15 protein-coding genes are annotated in these 19,718 nt (G+C 38.3%); 6 read left to right on the forward strand and 9 right to left on the reverse strand.

Going from position 1 to position 19,718, the window contains the following annotated elements; all coding sequences use genetic code 11:
• Together GD597_RS13575 and GD597_RS13580 are read left to right on the forward strand one after the other, a co-directional pair.
• The gene (locus GD597_RS13575) at window positions 1-1,506 is read left to right on the forward strand and encodes a response regulator (protein ID WP_171608417.1); all 1,506 of its coding nucleotides are present in this window, start codon (window positions 1-3) and stop codon (window positions 1,504-1,506) included.
• Between the two features lie 169 nt (window positions 1,507-1,675).
• Complete coding sequence (locus tag GD597_RS13580) at window positions 1,676-2,437, forward strand: Bax inhibitor-1/YccA family protein (protein WP_171608418.1); 762 nt, start codon at window positions 1,676-1,678, stop codon at window positions 2,435-2,437.
• Between the two features lie 198 nt (window positions 2,438-2,635).
• Here GD597_RS13580 and GD597_RS13585 read toward each other — a convergent pair whose 3' ends face one another.
• From GD597_RS13585 to GD597_RS13600, 4 genes are all read right to left on the reverse strand, one after another.
• Window positions 2,636-3,046, reverse strand: a complete 411-nt coding sequence (locus tag GD597_RS13585) for an arsenate reductase ArsC (protein WP_171608419.1) — start codon at window positions 3,044-3,046, stop codon at window positions 2,636-2,638.
• A gap of 170 nt (window positions 3,047-3,216) precedes the next feature.
• The gene (locus GD597_RS13590) at window positions 3,217-4,062 is read right to left on the reverse strand and encodes an arsenite methyltransferase (protein ID WP_171608420.1); all 846 of its coding nucleotides are present in this window, start codon (window positions 4,060-4,062) and stop codon (window positions 3,217-3,219) included.
• Window positions 4,063-4,100: 38 nt separating this feature from the next.
• Entirely contained in the window at window positions 4,101-4,436 is a 336-nt protein-coding gene (locus GD597_RS13595) for an ArsR/SmtB family transcription factor (protein ID WP_171608421.1), read from the reverse strand.
• Between the two features lie 107 nt (window positions 4,437-4,543).
• A complete protein-coding gene (locus GD597_RS13600; protein WP_171608422.1) occupies window positions 4,544-6,934 on the reverse strand; it encodes a family 78 glycoside hydrolase catalytic domain in 2,391 nt (796 codons plus the stop codon).
• Window positions 6,935-7,481: 547 nt separating this feature from the next.
• Between GD597_RS13600 and GD597_RS13605 the strand changes: the two genes are divergently transcribed.
• Both GD597_RS13605 and GD597_RS13610 read left to right on the forward strand, forming a co-directional pair.
• On the forward strand, window positions 7,482-8,492 hold the full coding sequence (locus GD597_RS13605) for a glutamine synthetase beta-grasp domain-containing protein (protein WP_171608423.1): 1,011 nt from the start codon (window positions 7,482-7,484) through the stop codon (window positions 8,490-8,492).
• Between the two features lie 439 nt (window positions 8,493-8,931).
• Window positions 8,932-11,127 carry a glutamine synthetase III family protein gene (locus GD597_RS13610; protein WP_171608424.1) on the forward strand — a complete coding sequence of 732 codons (2,196 nt, stop codon included), beginning with the start codon at window positions 8,932-8,934 and terminating at the stop codon, window positions 11,125-11,127.
• Window positions 11,128-11,406: 279 nt separating this feature from the next.
• Here the strand turns inward: GD597_RS13610 and GD597_RS13615 are convergent, their stop codons facing one another.
• From GD597_RS13615 to GD597_RS13625, 3 genes are all read right to left on the reverse strand, one after another.
• Window positions 11,407-12,084, reverse strand: coding sequence for an OmpA family protein (locus GD597_RS13615; protein WP_171608425.1), 678 nt, complete (start codon window positions 12,082-12,084; stop codon window positions 11,407-11,409).
• Between the two features lie 75 nt (window positions 12,085-12,159).
• Window positions 12,160-12,864 carry a peptidoglycan DD-metalloendopeptidase family protein gene (locus tag GD597_RS13620; protein ID WP_171608426.1) on the reverse strand — a complete coding sequence of 235 codons (705 nt, stop codon included), beginning with the start codon at window positions 12,862-12,864 and terminating at the stop codon, window positions 12,160-12,162.
• Between the two features lie 104 nt (window positions 12,865-12,968).
• A complete protein-coding gene (locus tag GD597_RS13625) occupies window positions 12,969-13,433 on the reverse strand; it encodes a TspO/MBR family protein (RefSeq protein ID WP_171608427.1) in 465 nt (154 codons plus the stop codon).
• A gap of 123 nt (window positions 13,434-13,556) precedes the next feature.
• On the opposite strand from GD597_RS13625, the gene GD597_RS13630 reads away from it, so the two are divergent.
• Window positions 13,557-13,994: an acyl-CoA thioesterase gene (locus GD597_RS13630; protein WP_171608428.1), complete on the forward strand. Its 438-nt coding sequence runs from the start codon at window positions 13,557-13,559 to the stop codon at window positions 13,992-13,994.
• 31 nt (window positions 13,995-14,025) lie between these two features.
• Window positions 14,026-15,285: an Nramp family divalent metal transporter gene (locus GD597_RS13635; protein WP_171608429.1), complete on the forward strand. Its 1,260-nt coding sequence runs from the start codon at window positions 14,026-14,028 to the stop codon at window positions 15,283-15,285.
• A 239-nt stretch (window positions 15,286-15,524) separates the two neighbouring features.
• Here GD597_RS13635 and GD597_RS13640 read toward each other — a convergent pair whose 3' ends face one another.
• Both GD597_RS13640 and GD597_RS13645 read right to left on the reverse strand, forming a co-directional pair.
• The gene (locus GD597_RS13640; protein WP_171608430.1) at window positions 15,525-17,948 is read right to left on the reverse strand and encodes a TonB-dependent receptor plug domain-containing protein; all 2,424 of its coding nucleotides are present in this window, start codon (window positions 17,946-17,948) and stop codon (window positions 15,525-15,527) included.
• A 277-nt stretch (window positions 17,949-18,225) separates the two neighbouring features.
• Window positions 18,226-19,425 (reverse strand): DUF4407 domain-containing protein, encoded by a 1,200-nt coding sequence (locus tag GD597_RS13645; protein WP_171608431.1) that lies wholly within the window; start codon window positions 19,423-19,425, stop codon window positions 18,226-18,228.
• Window positions 19,426-19,718: the final 293 nt, after the last annotated feature.

Below are 19,718 nucleotides of genomic sequence, written 5' to 3' on the forward strand. Positions count from 1 at the left end.
ATGCAACATCCCTTATTAAAACGGCAAATTCAAAAGTATATAGATTCAGGAAAAGTAATTGGTTCTGCCGAACTTGATAGGTTTTTTGAAGCTGTAAGCGATTCTTATAATAATTATGAGAGAGATAAAGAATTAAGTGAACATGCTTTTGCATTAAATGAAAGTGAGTATACGATTATTAATGACAGATTAAGCTCAGAAATTGAAATTAGAAAAAGGTCGGTACAAAAATTAATAGAAGCTATTAATGCTTTGGATACGGATTCTGCCATTAAACTTACTCATACCGATGATCTGGAGGAGATTGTAGATTATTTAAAAGAACAGGTTATTAAACGCAATTTGGCCGAAGTGGAAATGCGTAAAGCCAAAGAAGCAGCTGAAAAGGCCGCATATGCAAAGTCGGAGTTTTTGTCAATGATGAGTCACGAAATAAGGACACCGCTTAATGCCATTGTAGGTACCACCTATTTATTACAACAAAACAATCCGCAAAAGCATCAGGAGAAGTTTTTGGGTATGCTAAAATTCTCAGCTGAGAATTTGATGCTACTGATAAATGATATTCTTGATTTTAATAAAATTGAAGCAGGAAAAATTGAATTTGAAAAACAGCCTTTCAAACTTTCAAAGCTAATTACCCAAATAAAAAATACTAACCAGAAAAGGGCTGATGAGAATTTCTCAAAAATTAAAATGCTGGTGGATGATGAAATTCCAGAATTTGTGATTGGAGATTCATTAAGAATAGGGCAGATACTTACCAATCTGGTTTCTAATGCTGCAAAATTTACAAAGAATGGCCATATAATTATTGAAGCAGTAATGGACAACATTACACCCGAAGCCGTTACTATTGATTTTTGTGTACGGGATAATGGTATTGGTATTGCCAAAGAAAATCATGCAAAGGTGTTTGAAAAATTCACCCAGGCTTCAGAATCTACTACCCGCGAATTTGGCGGCACTGGTTTGGGGCTGGCGATTACCGGAAGACTGCTGGAATTGATGAACAGCAAAATTGAATTGGAAAGCGACTTAGGCAAAGGAGCTGCTTTTAGCTTTAAGCTTACATTCCCTTATCAGGAGAATATAGAAGAAGAAGAGGAAGAAATTATACCGGATAGTAATCACCTTACAGGGGTAAAAGTATTGCTGGTAGAGGATAATGAATTTAACGCCATCATTGCAAAAACATTTCTGGAAGGATGGAAAGTGCAAATTGACCACGTAATGAATGGTAAAGATGCAGTAAATTTTGCACTGGAAAACAACTACGATTTAGTATTGATGGACCTGCATATGCCAATTTTGAATGGCTATGATGCGTCTAAAGAAATTCTTAAAGAAAAACCTGCACTTCCTATTTTGGCTTTAACTGCTTCGGCTATGCTGGATATCAGAGAAAAGGCTTTTTCCAGCGGTATGGTAGATTATATTACCAAGCCATTTAACCCAAATGAGTTATTTGAAAAGGTAAGGAAATACAGCGGTAAACATATCTGATATATTTTAAAATAATAAATAAAGGCAACCTTTAAACGGTTGCCTTTTTATTTTGTCGTATGTTATTGATATTATTGTTAAAATATGCTTAGATAGCAACTTGCAATAAAATAAATAACAAGTTTTCAATCCACTTTATACTATTTTTGACATTCTAAAAAACGTAAATATGGCACTTTTTGAATCTGGAAATCCTACATTATCACAAAAAATCTTTAGCAAATCTGCCTCAGAAATATCCAGCGAAACCATGACGGTTCGTGGTACCATGAACAAATTTGGCTTTTTGTTATTTATGGTTATTGGCGGTGCTGCTTATACTTGGCGCCTGCTTGAACAGGGTGCCCCCGAGACCATGCGCACCTTTATGTTCATCGGTGTTTTTGGTGGTATGATATGCGCTATTGCAATGGTGTTTAAACCAACCTGGTCTCCTTACCTGGCACCTGCTTATGGTTTGATGGAAGGGTTTTTTCTGGGTGGTATTTCTGCAATCATGAACGAAGCATTTGCTGAAAAATATCCCGGTTTAATTATGCAGGCAGTAGGCTTAACCTTTGGGGTAGCATTTGCGATGTTTTTGCTATATAATTTTAAGGTAATAAAAGCTACTGAAAAGTTTAAAAGCGTAATTATATCTGCCACTATGGGTATTGCCATATTCTATTTACTTTCTATGGTATTAAGAATGTTTGGTGTAAATATGCCATTTATGTACGATTCCAGCATGCTAGGTATAGGCATTTCTCTTTTTGTAGTTGCCATAGCCGCTTTAAACCTAATTCTTGATTTTGATATGATTGAGAAAGGTGCCGAATATGGCGCTCCAAAGCATATGGAATGGTATAGCGCATTTGGCTTATTGGTAACCATTGTTTGGTTATATATCGAAATTTTAAAATTGTTAAGCCGCTTTGCCAACAGAAAATAATCATCTAATTTATACGTGTAAAAAAGTCGGGGCCCAATAAGCTCCGACTTTTTTTATTTGGTAGCTAGCTTTGCATTTATAATGAGGCTTTACTTGCCACGCTCGGTTCATCGTTCGGGGCATTGGGCATCAGTTTTTTGCAAATAATTATTTAATTGTACTTGCCTATATTCTATTGCAATTACTTTGCTTTATGGGTTATTCTGCAACAACAACTTCCAGCTCCTGCAATAATCCTTTTACTTTTTCGGCAATAAAATCCCGTACCTGATTAAATGCTTCGGGCTCCATATGTTTTGGATCTGGTATTTGCCAATCAATAAATTGTTTAGCAGGCATCCAGGGACAGGCATCGCCGCAACCCATGGTTACTACTACATCAAACGGGGCAAATGCTTTTACTTCTTCCAGCGATTTTGAGTCGTGAGTACTCAGGTTATAACCAAGCTCCTGCATGGCAGCAATGGCTTTTGGGTTTACAATACCCGATGGCCGTGAACCAGCACTATAAGCCTCAACTTGAGCACCACCATACATGCCGGCAAATGCCTGACTCATTTGGCTGCGGTTGCTGTTTTCAATACATACGAATAACAATTTCTTCTTCATTAGCTGTGCATTTGTGCCGCCATTTTATGTGTAAGTTTTATGGCGTGCTTTTATTAGTTTTTATGTAATTTTTTTCTATTTTTTGCTGCGTAAACAACAAAGCGTTGAAGAGTGCGACGCAACCGGGCCACATAGTAGCTATGCAGCCCGGTACATTACCTGTATTTTTATTAATTACAACACCCTGGTGCACAGCCACATTCCTGTATGGCAGGTTTTTCTGCAAAAACAGTGATACTGTAAATGCCCATTTTACTGTTTCTAAATGCACTTATTTCTTCTGGGGTAATATAATTGCTTAAAATATCGTCTGGGATAATAATTTCTTTTTCTTTTTGAATGGTAATATTGGTAAAGCCATTTAAGCTAATAAGCTCCATATATGCTTGTTTTTGAATGGCGCCAGATACGCAGCCTGCATACATTTCGGCAGCCTGTTTTAGCTGTTGTGGCAAAACCCCATCCAACACTATATCAGAAATGCTAAAGTGAGCACCCGGCTTTAATACCCGGAAAATTTCTTTAAAAACATTGAATTTATTTGGCACCAGATTAAGCACGCAGTTGCTTACAATTACATCTGCAATATTGGCTGTAACGGGCATATGTTCTATATCTCCAAATCTAAACTCTACATTATTGAAACCCAGTTTTTCTGCGTTGTTTCTGGCTTTTTCAATCATGGTTTCGGTAAAATCTATACCAATAATCTTTCCTTTTTCGCCAGCAATGGCCCGGGCTATAAAACAATCATTTCCTGCGCCGCTACCAAGATCAATGACAGTATCGCCAGCTTTAATTTTTGCAAAAGCTGTGGGTAATCCGCAGCCAAGACCAAGATCCGCATCGGGGTTATAGCCTTCCAGCAAAGTGTAATCATCAGACATGATATTGTAAATTTCATCGCTGCAGCCACCAGCACCACAGCAGGAACTCATGTTTTGAATTTTTGGTTGGTTGGCAATCTCGCCATATTTTTCTTTTACCAATTGTTTTAATGCTGTTTCGTTTTGCATGGTTATATATTTTAAAAATGAATAATTGTATATAAGGCTTAACAACAGGATTTGCTTTGTTGTATTTTAAGATTTGTAAAAAGTGCATTAAAAGAGGTGGAAAATTTTTCAAATGCCTTCCAGTTAATGCAATAGCAACTTCTGGGGCCGTCTACGGTACCCTGAATTAAATCTGCATTTTTTAATTCTTTCAGGTGTTGCGATACGGTGGATTGTGCCAGCGGTAATATTTCTACTATCTCTCCGCAAATGCATTCATTTTTTTGTGCCAGTACTTTAAGTATGGCTATGCGTGCCGGGTGACTTAACGCTTTGGCAAAGTTGGCAAGATCTTGTTCTGTTTGCGTAAAAGCTTCTTTTTTATGTATGGCCATTTATCGTATTTATGCGATGACTATGTACAAATAAAAAGGGAGCTATTCCCTTTCTATTAATATATATCGCAAATATACGATAAAGCATTTGATTGCAAATTTATTTTTTACAAAATAAATGTATTGGTTCCTGCATGTAAGCTAATTGATTTACCCTGCCATATAAAAACTCCGTTTATGGTTTCGGGTAATTGTATAAGGCAATTCCATTTGCCATTGGTGTTTTTAGAATAGCTAACAGCAATTTGGCCCTTTGGATGTGGCATATTGCCACTGGCATTGGTGAGATTTCCCAGATGTGGTTCTATTTTTACTTTAGCAAAACCTGGTGTAGCAGCATCTATACCCAGTACAATTCTTAGCAGCTCAATATTGGGGCTGCTGCCCCAGGCGTGGCAGTCAGACCTGGAACGGTTAACGTCATCCATTTCGGCCCATGTGGTTAAACCCATTGCAAGGTCTTCTTTCCATTTATCCAACATATTTAAATACTCGTTACCCAATCCTGCTTTGGCCATTGCCTGATGTAAATAATATCTAAAATAAATAGTTGCTTTACTAATCCCCGTATCTGTAATTATTTTTCTCGCCAGCAGGGTTGCTTTTGTACCTGTAATTGTATTGGTAAGTATAGCGAGAGAATTGCAATGCTGCGAATACAATTGTTTTTCTTTAGTATCGCTAAACATCATTTTTTCACTATTCCAATAGTTAATGGTAATACTGTTTTTTAATTGTTTTATTTTCCCACTATAGCGTTGTATAAAATCGGGTAATCCATTTTGGGTTTCAAGGTCTAATGCAGATTGGTAGGCCATTAACAGCTGAAGGTCAAGGGCAGCACTACTGCCATCTTTGCCTATCGGCGCTACACCTGCATTCCAGCCTTTATCATCCACCCAATCAGTAAAGTTCCAGTAAGGGCTTTTTTTAAGGCTGCCATCTGCTTGTTGGTATTGTTCAAAATAATGTAGAATCATTCTGGCAACCGGTAATTGCTTTTGAATAAATGCCGAATCACCCCTATATATCCAATAATCGTGGAGCATACTTATCCATATCAAAGAAAATGTAGGTATTTCCTGGGCATGAGCAGTAGGAAAACGGCTGAGTGTAATACCTTCCGGCATTAGGGAATTACGCAATTGTTCAATCGCATTTCGCATCAGCCGATCATCACCGCTGTTATATAAAGATACCAGTGCCTGTATACGGGTGTCACCTCCGTATTGCAGTTGCTCATAATAAGGGCAATCCATATAGGTTTCATGCGCATCCAGGCGGGCAGTATGCCATCCAGTAGTAAAAATATCAGTAAGTACAGGGTTGTTACTGGTAAAACTTGCATTTAAACTAAATGGATATCCTTCAAATATGCCATATAAAGCATTCAGCGTAAGTGGTTCATCCTGAGTAGTTATGGTTACTTTAACATAACGGTATGTGCGCCACATTAAAGATTCAAATCTTTGTTGGTTATTTCCATTAGAAATGAGTTCATCTGTTACACCTACCAATCTTTTGCCTTCAACTTCATTACGGTTGCCCTTTTGTGTTTCGGCTCTCCAGTCCTTGCTATTTTCTATCAGGTATAAAGCTTCTGCATAGGCAAGTTGTATATCTGCATTTTTTCCTTTGCTAAATTCTAACACAGGGTATGCAGTAGTTAACTTGCCCCGATCAAGCAATACAGTAATGTTACTATTGGCTGGTATAGTAATACTGGTGTTGCCTGCCAGAAAATCCAATGTAAAATAATTACCTGGATTTGTTTTAACCGCTGCAAAATTTTCCTTTTTTAATTCCATTTGTGGAATGGGCCTTGGCACCAGCATCCATCCCAGGGTAAAATCAAACACACCCTTTGGTAAACCTGTTGAAATATGGGTTGATTTTGGCCAATCAGTATCGTTAAATGAAATGCCGGTCCAATCAGTTGGATAAAGATTATAATCAATTCTTTCTGTGGGCCCTGCTGCATAATAAGAGTATACCAGTAAAGGCTGTAATGGGCTATAGGCCTTATTAATAAAGCATTTCCAGGTATTATTGGTGTTTACAATTTTTTCTGCCTCGGTGTTACCTTGTAAAATAAAACCTGTTTGCCACGAAATCTGGGCTTCCTGTCTTTCTTCGCCAAAATTCCAAACAACAGCAGCAAGTACATTATTTCCTTCATTTAAAAAAGGAGCAATATCTATGGTTTCAAAATTCCAATGATATATATCGCCCCTTGCCGGACCAAAACTTGCCATTTTCCCATTTACATATAGCTTGTATCTGTTATCTCCACTCACATGTACAATAAAGCTGGATGGCTTAGCAGCAAGTGTAATTGTTTTTCTAAAATGGTATACACCATACTCGTGCAAAGAAGCATTTGGCGCCGTAATCCAATAGGCATTCCATTTTTTTTGTAAAATGTCGGCATTTATTTGCTGTGAGTGGGCTGGTAATAAACCCAAAATACAAAACCCCAGTAATATTAGTTTTCTCATGGCATTGTTTTAAGAACTTGGCTAATGTACTCATTAACCCGCAGATTAAGCATCTTCCAACACAGGCCAGCCATGTTTTTGTTTTATGAACCCGGCTTTGTATGTGTTATGTAACATCCTTGCGTCGCACTCTTGTACTGTTGTAATACTATGCAGCTAAAAACTGCATATTTTAATAGGGATTATTAGTATCCGGGTATGTTTTTTGGGTAATTTCTTAGATATTGGTTGTTTACATTATCTCCGGCAGTGTGCTGCTTCAGGTTTGAATTTTGATATTTTTTAAAAAAGAAACAGTTGGTAGTTTTTCTGCTCCGGCGCTGTCCGCTAATCCTAATTGTTTAAATTTCCGTTTGTTTTTATTTGAAAAGCATAATGGAAGTTAAAGAAATTTAAATATTAAAAATATTTAGATATTTGAATAATATTAAAATTTGAGTAAAAAATGCCTCAGTTGTCCAATTTTTTTCACTTTTAAACAATTAGTATCTAAATTTGCAGCGAATTCTTACATTTTTTTATTAATTCTTCAATAATCAGCTTAATTATGTCATTAGTAAAACTAGAGTACATTTGGCTTGATGGTTATAAGCCAACACAAAGTCTTCGTAGCAAAACTAAAATTGAAAAAGACTTCAGTGGTAAATTAGAAGATCTTCCAATGTGGTCTTTTGATGGTTCTTCTACTGAACAGGCACCAGGTGGTTCTTCAGACTGTTTGTTAAAACCTGTTTTTGTGGTAAACGATCCTCAGCGTAAAAATGCATACCTGGTTATGTGCGAGGTATTAAATGCAGATGGTACACCGCACGTTAGTAATGGCCGTGCTACTATTGAAGACGATGATAACGATTTTTGGTTTGGTTTCGAGCAGGAATATTTCCTGTGGGATCCAGCAACCAATAAACCACTTGGCTTCCCTGCAGGTGGTTATCCTGGTCCGCAAGGCCCTTATTACTGTTCAGTTGGTGCTAACAACGCTTATGGCCGCGAAATAGTAGAAGAGCATCTGGATGTAATCATCGAAGCAGGTTTAAATGTGGAAGGTATCAATGCCGAAGTTGCTGCCGGACAGTGGGAGTTTCAAATTTTCTCTAAAGGTGCCAAACAAGCCGGAGACCAAATCTGGATTGCTCGTTACCTGTTAGAAAGAATTGGCGAGAAATACGGAGTAGCCGTTAACTGGCATTGTAAACCATTGGGTGCTTTAGACTGGAATGGTTCTGGTATGCACGCCAACTTCTCTAACTCATTATTAAGAACAGCTGGCAGCAAAGAAATATTCGACAAAGTGTGCGAAGCTTTCCGCCCTGTTGTTAAAGAACATATTGATGTATATGGTGCCGATAACCACCTGCGTTTAACAGGTAAACACGAAACTGCCAGCATTATGGATTTCAGTTATGGTGTTTCTGACCGCGGTGCTTCTATCCGTATCCCTGTAATGGTTCCTCAAAAAGGCTGGAGTGGTTATTTGGAAGATCGTCGTCCAAACTCTGCTGCAGATCCTTACAAAGTAGCTGCACGCATTATCAAAACAGTTAAATCTGTAGGATAATTTCATATATCATTGCTAATAAAAAAATCTCTTCCCAAAAGAAGAGATTTTTTTATTGCAGTTAACTCAGCATCCCCATAATAGCTAATTCTAATTATTGATACCAGCAAATGGCCAATAGCATCGTTCCTTGCGTCGCAATCACTTTATCTGCAACAAATATGGCAGCTGTATAGATGCGCTATTTACATTGCCAAAACCAATGGAGGGTAATAAAATCAGCAACATATATTTTTTTGAGTGATATCTTAAAATTTACCACAATATTTAAAATGGAAGCTGATTTGCCGCCACTTTGCCGGAAGTACAAGAGTGCGACGCAAGTATGCTGAAAAAAGTTTGGCCGATGGGCCAATATTTATAGCTTAGGCCAAAGGAATTATGTATTACATGTATTAATTATCGATAATTTTAAGGTTCTATTTAAATTCTATAAAGCATGGAAACATTAAGGTCTAAAGCCATACAAAATCTATCAATAAATCCCTTTGAGATTAAAGTTGAAGCGGTAGGAAAAATTACTTCTTTTTTTGGTGAAAACGTATTTACACTGCAAACTGCCCGTGAGTTTTTAAGTGATGAAGCCTATAAAAGTCTTAAGGGTAGCATTAAAGGCAATAAAAAAATTGACCGCACCGTAGCTAACCAAATAGCTACAGGTATGCGTGCCTGGGCAGAAAGTAAGGGGGTAACACACTATACACACTGGTTTCAACCTTTAACCGGTACTACAGCGGAAAAGCACGATTCGTTTTTTACCCTGAAAACAGATGGTAGTGCCTTGGAAGAATTTGATGGTGCTGCATTAATACAGCAGGAGCCTGATGCATCTTCCTTCCCTAGCGGTGGCTTAAGGGCAACTTTTGAAGCCCGTGGTTATACCGGTTGGGATCCTTCTTCTCCGGCATTTATTATGGAAATTGGCCAGGGCAAAACCTTATGCATACCTACCATATTTGTTTCCTATACAGGTGAATCGCTGGATTATAAGGCACCGTTGATAAAAGCTTTGGAATCACTCAATAAATCAGCGGTGGATGTATGTAACTATTTTGATAAGAACGTTACCAAAGTTACCCCTACTTTGGGCTGGGAGCAGGAGTATTTTGTTATAGACGAAGCATTGGCCAATGCCCGTCCGGATCTTATACAATGCGGCAGAACGGTGTATGGCGCATCGCCTGCAAAAGGGCAACAATTAGAAGACCACTATTTTGGATCTATACCCGAACGCACTTATGCTTTTATGCGTGATTTTGAAAATGAATCGTATAAACTGGGTATACCATTACGCACACGCCATAATGAAGTAGCACCTTCACAATTTGAATGCGCCCCTATTTATGAAGATGTTAACCTGGCAGTAGATCATAATATTTTATTAATGGATATTATGGATCGTGTGGCACGCAGGCACAGGCTAAAAGTTTTGTTGCACGAAAAACCTTTTGCGGGCATTAATGGCAGCGGCAAACATAATAACTGGAGCCTTGCTACTGATACTGGCGTAAACCTGCTGGCACCGGGTAAAACACCCAAAACCAATTTAATGTTTCTTACATTTTTTGTAAACAGTATTAAAGCAGTAAACGATTATGCAGAAGTATTAAGGGCCTCCATAGCATCTGCGGGTAACGATCATCGCTTAGGAGCCAACGAAGCACCACCGGCTATTATTTCTGTATTTATAGGCGAGTACCTTGCCAAGGTATTAAACGATATTGAAACACGTGTAGGCGAAAAATTTGATGAGCAGGATGAAGCTATTTTAAAACTGGATTTACACCGCAGTATACCTGAATTATTGTTAGACAATACAGACCGTAACCGTACATCGCCTTTTGCCTTTACTGGTAATAAATTTGAGTTTAGGGCAGTGGGCTCTGCAGCCAATTGTGCCAATGCCATGATTGCCTTAAATACCATAATGGCTGAAACATTGAAAACCTTTAAAAAGGATGTTGATGCCCTTATTGAAAAAGGTGATAAAAAGGAAATTGCCATTATGCACATTATACAGAAGTATATTGTAGAAAGTAAAAAAGTATTATTTGAAGGCGACGGCTATAGTGAAGAATGGCATCAGGAGGCAGAACGACGTGGATTGCCGAATATGCGTACCACCCCATTGGCACTGGATGCCATGGTTACCGAGAAAACAAAACAACTTTTCGAAAGCAATGATGTGTACACCCATGCAGAACTGGAAGCCAGACATGAAATTGAATTAGAAAAATATATAAAAAAAGTACAGATAGAAGCAAGGGTAATGGGCGATTTGGCCATTAATCATATCATTCCTGCATCTATTGGCTACCAGAATAAATTAATAGAAAATATCAAAGGCCTTAAAGAAACCGGTTTACCCGAAAGTACTTATGCCAGTCAAAAACAGATATTAAAAGAAATATCCGAACACATTCAGGTGGTATATAGTAAAGTGCACGATATGGTAGAAGCCAGAAAAGTGGCTAATAATATTGCCGATACAAGAGCCAGGGCTTTTGCTTATTGCAGCGATGTAAAAGAACCTTTTTTTGATGGCATTCGTTACCATGTAGATAAACTGGAGCAACTGGTTAGCGATGCTTATTGGACCCTGCCAAAATACCGGGAAATGTTATTATTGAAATAATTTTTACCAACTATCGCAATGCCCCATTAGTAAATTTGATGGGGCATTTTTTTTGTCCGGGCATTTGTAAAAGTTGCAGCTTTTCTTGCGTCGCACACTTGTGCTTTCTGATTAATAGGCAGCTATAAAAAAGCAGGCATTTTGTTTACATTTTAAGCTGCATAGTATTACCAACCGTACAAGAGTGCGACGCAAGTAAAGCCTGAACATATGAAATACAGTTGGGTACAAAAATAAACCCCGCACAATGGCGGGGCGCTAAAAATGTATATAGGAAGTTTATTTTTCTCTTACTGCCAGTGCCATTCTTCTATCTGCTTTACGGGCTTCATCGGGCGCATCTGCGGCTGCTTTTGCATATTGGCTACCATAGCCTTCGGCACCTAATAGCTGGTCAGGATTGGCACTCATTAGTTTTAAGGAATTTAACACTGCCTCTGCCCTTGCCTGAGATAATTTAATATTGCCAATACTATCGCCTACTTTATCGGTGTATCCACCAATTTTTATTTTTAAAGTGGGATAAGCTTTTAAAATGGCAACAATATTTTGCAACTGGCTGCTGCTTTCAGTTGTTAATTCGGTACTATTGGTGTTGAAATTAATATTGTTAAAATCGAACCAGGCATCTTTGCCGCCTTTGGTGTTGGGATTATTTAAAAAGGCTACCAATTTATCTTCAATACCACCTTTTAAAGCATCAATAGCAATGCCGCCGGGTAGGCTTACTTTGGTGGCATCCGGGTTTTCTACCGGGGTGGCGGCAACAGGTTCGGGTATTGCAGCACCATCCTCGATGGTTACCACAGCTTTTTCTGCTATTTCTTCTCCGCTAATGGTATAGTCGCCATGGCATTGCATCATCAGCATTAAAAAGCAAAACAGTATTACAAAAGAAAGTATGGCAGTTAGCGTATATTTTTTTACGCTGCCTTCATCAAATTGTTGATGGCTCATATAGATTGTTTTAAGTTATGCAAAGTAAATACTTGCCCATTGTCCGCAAAATGAAATTAAGTTTACCTGCTAAACCTAAACGGCATACTGCATCATTTGCAAAATTAAATCGGGGTTTGGGCAGTTTTGCAGGTATTTATCTCTTTCACTTAGCTTACATACACCGGGGTAATCGCCTTTTTTCCATTCCAGCATTTCAATAATCTGGAAATGCAGATGGGGTGGCCATTGGCCATTTTCTTCGGGCGGGCCAAAATGGGCAAATTCCTGACCAATGGTAATATAGTTGCCTTCGCTTATTACACTAATATCTTTTAAACTTAAATGGCCATATAAAGTATAAAATGCCAGGCCCTCTAACTGGTGCATTAAAATAATGGTTGCGCCGTAATCGCCATATTCATTATTATAAGCAAAGCTGTGTACCATGCCACCCATGGGCGCATATACAGGTGTACCTGCAGGTCCCCAAATATCTATGCCAAGGTGCAGCCGCCTGGGTTCACCGGTTTCGGTTGTATTAAAATGGGTGCTTCTGTTGTAGATTTCCCTGTGCTCATTATAACCGCCAATGCCATAGCTAGCGTAGCTATCCTGCAAAGTTTGATTAATATAATTGGAAAAGGCATTGGTGTTATTGATAATGGCAGGTGTTAGTGCTGTATTAGCCTGTGTAAAATCAAAAGCATGTAACTTGTTTTTACCTGCTTCAAAAGGAACTACCTTATGAAATACATGTTGATTTTTTTGTATGACCGCCGCCAATGGTGTAAGTGACATTAGTAAATAATGCTTTAATGAACAGTAAAGCTACGATGCATTTCTACAATCTATAAGCGAATAGATTGGTAAAACAGTAAAGTTGGTAATTGGTCTGTAAATGGTTACAAATTTAACCGCCAGATAGCATAATTTAATATGCTGGCAAAACTTACCCAGGAAACATAGGGTACCAATAGCCATGAGGCAGTTTTAGATAGGGGGGCAAACGAAAAAATGGTTATGATAATGAAAACCCACATGGCAATAATTTCTACAAAGGCCCAACCTAGTTCATGATAATTAAAAAACAAAATACTCCACCAAAAATTAAGGAAAAGCTGTATGGCAAAGAATAGCAATGCTATATTTCTTTCTTTAGAAGCCGGTTGTTTCCAAATTAAGTAAAGAGCAATTCCCATCATTATATATAGCAATGTCCAAACAGGGGCAAAGATGCCATTGGGTGGGTTAAAGGATGGCTTTATCAAGGTGGCATACCAGCCACCAATGGCGTTTGCTGTAGCAAAGCCGGCAATGCCGCCCACGGATAATGTAATTACTAATGCAAGAATTAATTTATATGGCATACACTCGATTTATACGGTTAAACAGTATTTGGCCCTGCTTGTTTGATTTGTTTTACAAAAGTTATCTTTCCTTGTGTTTATTCGGCTGGGCATTAAATATTGTACCTTAGAAAAAATTGTTAGATGATAGCATACACCAAACAGGTTGAGGTAAGATGGAGCGACCTGGATCCTAATTTTCATTTACGCCATTCTGTATATTACGATTGGGGAGCTTTTGTGCGCATGTGTTTTTTAACTGAGCATGGATTAACCACTACATTATTACAACAATTGCATTTTGGACCAATTTTGTTTAGAGAAGAATGTGTATTTAAACGAGAGGTGTTATTTGGGGATACCATTACTATTCGTCTGGCTATTACCAAAAGCCGAAGGGATTATAGCCGCTGGACAATGGTGCATGAGATTTGGAAAAATGGTACCACACTTTGTGCCATTATCACCATAGATGGCGCCTGGCTGGATACAAAATTGCGCAAGCTGGCAATGCCTCCTCCGCAAATTGCAGGTTGTTTTGAAGCAATGCCCAAAAATGAACACTTTGAATGGACTGATTAAATGAATTAGCGCAGGTGCGCCAATTTAAACTATGGAAACAACACCAACTGAGAAGAAATCAATAAAGAATTTTTTTGCAAAACTAGGACCTGGCCTTGTAACCGGTGCCAGCGATGATGACCCATCAGGAATTGCTACCTATTCACAGGCGGGTGCACAATTTGGGGTAAAATTGTTGTGGACAGCATTGCTTACCTACCCACTTATGGTATCCATACAGGAAATGTGTGCCCGTATTGGTTTGGTAACCAATCATGGGTTAACCGGTATTATAAAACGTAATTATTCCAAACCCGTTTTATATATCATTGTGCTGGTAAGTTATCCTTCCATTACATTAAATATAGGCGCAGATATTGCGGGTATGGGTGCGGTAGGTAACCTTCTTTTACCCGGCATACCATCCTTTATTTTTTCGCTGGGTTTTACTGCATTACTTATGTTTGGTATTATATTTTTTAACTACAATAAAATTGCAGCCATTTTAAAATGGTTATGTATTTGTTTGTTTAGTTATATCATTATTCCTTTTTTAAGTAAAACCAACTGGGGGGCTGTTTTACAGGCAACCATTATACCTTCTTTCGAAATTAGTAAAGCGTATTTTATGGCGCTGGTGGGTATTTTGGGCACCACTATTTCTCCCTATCTTTTTTTCTGGCAAACCTCAATGGAAGTAGAAGAAGTACGGCAGAAAAAACTCATTGTAGATAAAGCCGTAATACATGGTATGCAAACCGATGTAAAAGGTGGAATGTTGTTAACCAATATTGTTTTCTTTTTTATAATTCTAACCTCAGGCACAGTGTTGTTTAATGCCGGCATACATAATATAGATACGGTAGAAGAAGCTGCCAAAGCCCTGCAGCCATTAGCCGGAAATATGGCTTATGCCTTGTTTTCTATTGGTGTAATTGGTACGGGCTTACTGGCCATACCGGTGCTTGCTGGTGCCAGCAGTTATATGATGGCCGAAGTGTTTGATTGGGAAGAAGGTCTTGATAAAAAGTTTCATGAAGCAAAGGGTTTTTATATTACCATTATCATCTCTCTTATTATTGGTTTGCTGATTCAGTTTTTAGGCATAAGCCCTGTGCAGGCTTTATTGTGGAGTGCAGTGTTATATGGTATTACAGCCCCGGTAATGATTGCCATTATATTGCATATTTGCAATAACAAAAAAATAATGGGTACTTATACCAATAACCGTATTTCTAACGTACTTGGGTTTGCAACCTTGCTGTTAATGCTGGCCGCAGCTATTGCGCTTATTTGGTTTTTGCTTAAATAGTTTTTCTGCCTTTGTGTTTTTGAAGCAATGCCATTTATTTTTTAGCCCGGCAAAGCCTAAGCATGAAGCTTTTCTTGCGTCGCACACTTGTACGGTTAGATAGTAAATGCAGCTTTTAAAAAAAGTATTTTGCCGATAATTGATCTGCAGATAAAGTGCTTGCGACGCAAGGAACGATGCCATAAAAACCCCCAGCTGGTATCACACTATTTATCCTAGCCGGCAGCCGTTTTGCAGCGCTATTTGCTTTGAAAAATAATGGTTTTATAAATAATATCTCCATGTATCGTAACGCCTCTAACAGTTGCTTTGTAGGTGGCTGGCACATCGCTGGTATAGAAAGTGATAGTGGCATTATGGGCATTATCGCTTACATAATTTCCGTTCCAGAAAAGGGTAGAACGTGTATCGGGAATGGCAATTGTTTTCTTGTCTTTAGGCGCATAATCTACCACAGGAAATAATACAGGGTTCGAAATGCCCTTGCCATAAAATTTTGTTAGGTTGGCATCGGCACTGCCAAAATTAACTTCTCTTTTTTTACTTAACGTATTTACAATAATTACACCATTGCCTCCCCTTACACCATAGTTAGCCGCTTCGGCCCCACGAAGTATTTCTATAAAATCAACATCAATTGGACTTATGCCATTTAAATACTCCACAATACCGCTATAACTACCTACTGACGATGTGGCTGGCGGAGGTGAAACAGATGCACCATCAACAACAAGCAATGGCTCTGCAAACCCATTGGTGGATGTAGGGCCATCCATTACCAGCAAGCCTCCCATCATATGAATACCGGCTACCCTTAACAGTGCTAACCCAAGGCTGGTTCTGCCATCCAGCTCGTCAGCACTTAGTATGGTGGAATAACTACTTACTCTTTTGGTTATATCGTAATTAATCTTTTTTGTGTATTTCACTTTTACCGGTGTAAGCGGCTCTTCTGTATTCCAGTTTATCTGCTCCTCATTATAGTAAGTAGTAATAAATTTCTTAATTGCCTTGGTTTGCAGTGGCAGGTAATGCTTTAAAACAAGTGGGGTTTGTAGTATTGGGTAACTTGGTTTATCTATAATTATCAGGGCGTTATCAGGCCTGCCATTTAAGTTTTGTGTTTGTACTGCAAACTGTGTACTATCTGCATAATTTATCACCGGAAATAAAAAGTGGCCATTCTCATTGGTAGTATCTGTATATAAAACCGGGTTATTTAAATTAGACAGCAGCGTTAATACTTTATTGGCTAAAGGAGCTTTACTTTTTGTGTTAAATGCAGTGCCGGTTATATATAAAAGACTATCCGCCTCTGCATAATTTTTTTTATTAAGTGTTGCATGTAGTATTGCATAGGTATCGGTTTTTAAATACATCAGCAAATCGGTTTCTTCCTCAGTAAGGCATTCATTTTCTGCCAGCAGCATATTGTTGATATCCTGAGCGCTATAGGGCAACCCTTTAAATGTGCATTGCTCATTTAAAGAAACAGTTAATGTATCTGTTACCGCTATAGAAAACAGCGAAGGAATTAAATGTTTGGTCGCATCAGTAATAGCAATATTAAATGTAACCTTATCTCTTTTGGTATACTGTGCTTTATCCGTTGATACGGTAATATGCAGGTTATTGTTTTTTATGTATACACTTCTTTCACTGAGTATGTTAAAATCTTTATCAAACAAATAAAAGGTAGATATGCCATCGGGTATTTTATCCTTGCTTACATATACTTCGTAAAGGCCCTTGCCAATGCTGGCAAATACCAGGCTGTCTTTGGTAATACCAACAATATAGGTTACTGCATTTTTTTTATATATAGAATCTTCCAGCAATACCCTTAATTTAAGACCAGCAGGTTGTTGGGTTACAGCAATTTGGCCTGCAAAAAAATTAAATTCGGGAAGTGCATAACTGATTGGTGCGCCATTCCAATTAATTATGGCTTTATATTTTCTATACCCTGATGGCTCAAAACTAAATTTTGCCAATCCGTATGCGTTGCTGGTACAATTAGCTACAGTAGTATCAAAGTTGTCTTTTACCGTAATATTTATAGCAAGTGGTATTCCATTTTTATCCGTTGCCTTTAGTGCAACTGTTGAGTTTACATTCGTCATAATAGCACCACCTTCCGGGTAAAAGCTAATAATGGGTGCATCCTGCGTGTTTATATTTTTTGGGAGTACACTGGGCAGCTTCGGATTATTTTTTTTGTCAGCAACATAAATAGGTATTACTGATATTCCGCTGTTATCCACCTCGGCCATTTGCCTGGTATATGCCCTAAGCCAATAATAACCTGCAGCAAGGGAGTCGGGCAATACTATGTTGCAATTTAGTTGTTGATTAGCTGCATCAAGTACCAGCACTTTAATAACACTGTCTTCCTGATTCACCAAATCCACAAATAAAAAATTGGATTTTGTATTAATTCGCTGCGAAATATTGTTTACCAAAAAAGTATTAAACCAAATTGTTTCCCCGGGGGCAAATACTGATTTGTCTGTTACCAGATAAGCCCGCTGGCTTTCGTGTGTTCTTATGGCTGTTACAAATTTCCCCGAAAATGAGTCAAGTATATTTTGATTACTTTGCTGCGCCTTCACAGAACAAAAGCCTATCAATAACAGCAAAACTAACAGAGTTTTATATTTCATGGCAGCAATTTTTTAACTGCAATAAATATAATACAGTTTGCCATATGGTTGCCAATATTATTACAAAGCAGCTTTAGGTTTTTCACTGGCATTACCAACAAGGTAAAAATGCTATTTGAAAAGAAGCGGTGATTAAAAGATAATTCATGATTGGCCCGGCTATTAAATATATCACTCATCGTTCGTTGCGTCGCACACTTGTACAGCAGTAATAGGTAGTAGCTTTTAACAGCCGAAACCCAACTTGCCGCAGCAGGATTGAAGTTGAGGTAATTGCCTAATTTTCTTGTTTAGTTAGGAAATTCTTTTTTAAATCGGTCCACATACTATCAAAACTTTCATCGCTGTTTTGTTTCCATTTGGCCAGTGTGTCCATCATTTTTTGTTTGCGCTCTTCTTTAGCCTGTGTAAAGAAATGGTCTATAAAAGCGCTATCCTGCTCAAAGGCTTTTTGATTATATAATTCCTTTAGCTGTTGTTCTTTTTGAATATTACTGTTAACGGTGGTTCTTTCCATTTCTTCCTGTAAACGTACTTTTTCATCGTAAGTGCCATTGGGTAATAGTGTTTTGGCTACCACCGGCATTAACTCTATTAACACTAAAATTATAATTAGCAGATAATACCTAAACTGGGCGGCATTGTTATTTTCTATAAGGTTATGCAGTGCTTCGATTCTGGTAAGAAATCCATCGTTTAACAGGGAATTAAACAATTGCTGTTCTTTAGCTTTGCTGGCTTCTATATCGGCGAGGCTGCTGTCAAGCACCGCCAGTTTGGGTTGATTGGCCGAAAGTAATTGCCTGTAATTTTCATCCAGTTTTAGGTAAGCATCCTGTTTTGCTTTGGCAATATCCTTTAAACCAATCTTGCCACTGCCGCCAGTACCATCAGTTTCTGCAATAAAATTATTGCGGGCTGCTGCTACTTCGGTGTATTGGTTGTTTTGGGTGGTTTCAATCAGGTTTTTTTGTTGCAGCAATTCAGTTTTGCGGGTGGCATATAAACTATCCAGTTGTAGTTTTTTTGCTTTTTTCTTTTGTTCATTGTCCAGTGAAATTTGCACATGTATTTCTTTGTCAAAAAGGTAAAGCAAGGCAGGTTGCGCCATAAAGGTGCCAATGGTTAAGGCCAGTAAGGCCCTTATTAAAAATGGACCTGCTTTTCTTTTATTTTGGCTATTTATGCCTTTAATTAATGCGCGGTCTATACTTAAAATAATGCCACCCATAAAAATGCCCAGTAATACAGCAGCTATTACACTGTTAACTACGGTACTAAAAAAATAACTCCAGGCTAAGGTGGCAAATAGCCAGGTACCTAATACTGACATGCCGGTAATGGCATAACGGTTACGGTCTATAGCGCAACTGGCTATAATTTCTTTTTCGGCTGTGGCCAGCCACCATAAAAATTGGGTAAATAACGAAGGTTGGTACGTTTCCCTTTGGGAAAGCGGTAGTGCTTGCTGTTGCATACAGTGGTATTACACTTGAATAAAGTTGTTGCGAATTGGTGGTTAAAGTGGGAGACTGTAAAGAAACGACAGAAATAACTGCTTAGTGTTTAAACAAGAGGTATTTCTGTGAAAATATCATTAAAATATTTGATTTTGGGGTGGTTTGTATACCCGGGCCGGCGTTTTTTATTGCCCAATTGATGAGAGAACGATGAACGGATTGCGACGCAAGTACTGCTGCCATTGGCTTTGCTGCCGGTATTACCTGCTTTTTTCCGCTTAAAAAGTAACCAAAAACTAAGGATGGCTAT

This window comes from Limnovirga soli (genome assembly GCF_013106755.1).
GTDB classification, from domain to species: domain Bacteria; phylum Bacteroidota; class Bacteroidia; order Chitinophagales; family Chitinophagaceae; genus Limnovirga; species Limnovirga soli.

Coding starts and splice junctions, on each gene's coding strand:
- GD597_RS13610 (WP_171608424.1), top strand. CDS start 8,932: ATGGAAACATTAAGGTCTAAAGCCATACAAAATCTATCAATAAATCCC.
- GD597_RS13595 (WP_171608421.1), bottom strand. CDS start 4,436: ATGGCCATACATAAAAAAGAAGCTTTTACGCAAACAGAACAAGATCTT.
- GD597_RS13575 (WP_171608417.1), top strand. CDS start 1: ATGCAACATCCCTTATTAAAACGGCAAATTCAAAAGTATATAGATTCA.
- GD597_RS13585 (WP_171608419.1), bottom strand. CDS start 3,046: ATGAAGAAGAAATTGTTATTCGTATGTATTGAAAACAGCAACCGCAGC.
- GD597_RS13605 (WP_171608423.1), top strand. CDS start 7,482: ATGTCATTAGTAAAACTAGAGTACATTTGGCTTGATGGTTATAAGCCA.
- GD597_RS13580 (WP_171608418.1), top strand. CDS start 1,676: ATGGCACTTTTTGAATCTGGAAATCCTACATTATCACAAAAAATCTTT.
- GD597_RS13615 (WP_171608425.1), bottom strand. CDS start 12,084: ATGAGCCATCAACAATTTGATGAAGGCAGCGTAAAAAAATATACGCTA.
- GD597_RS13590 (WP_171608420.1), bottom strand. CDS start 4,062: ATGCAAAACGAAACAGCATTAAAACAATTGGTAAAAGAAAAATATGGC.
- GD597_RS13630 (WP_171608428.1), top strand. CDS start 13,557: ATGATAGCATACACCAAACAGGTTGAGGTAAGATGGAGCGACCTGGAT.
- GD597_RS13625 (WP_171608427.1), bottom strand. CDS start 13,433: ATGCCATATAAATTAATTCTTGCATTAGTAATTACATTATCCGTGGGC.
- GD597_RS13600 (WP_171608422.1), bottom strand. CDS start 6,934: ATGAGAAAACTAATATTACTGGGGTTTTGTATTTTGGGTTTATTACCA.
- GD597_RS13620 (WP_171608426.1), bottom strand. CDS start 12,864: ATGTCACTTACACCATTGGCGGCGGTCATACAAAAAAATCAACATGTA.
- GD597_RS13640 (WP_171608430.1), bottom strand. CDS start 17,948: ATGAAATATAAAACTCTGTTAGTTTTGCTGTTATTGATAGGCTTTTGT.
- GD597_RS13645 (WP_171608431.1), bottom strand. CDS start 19,425: ATGCAACAGCAAGCACTACCGCTTTCCCAAAGGGAAACGTACCAACCT.
- GD597_RS13635 (WP_171608429.1), top strand. CDS start 14,026: ATGGAAACAACACCAACTGAGAAGAAATCAATAAAGAATTTTTTTGCA.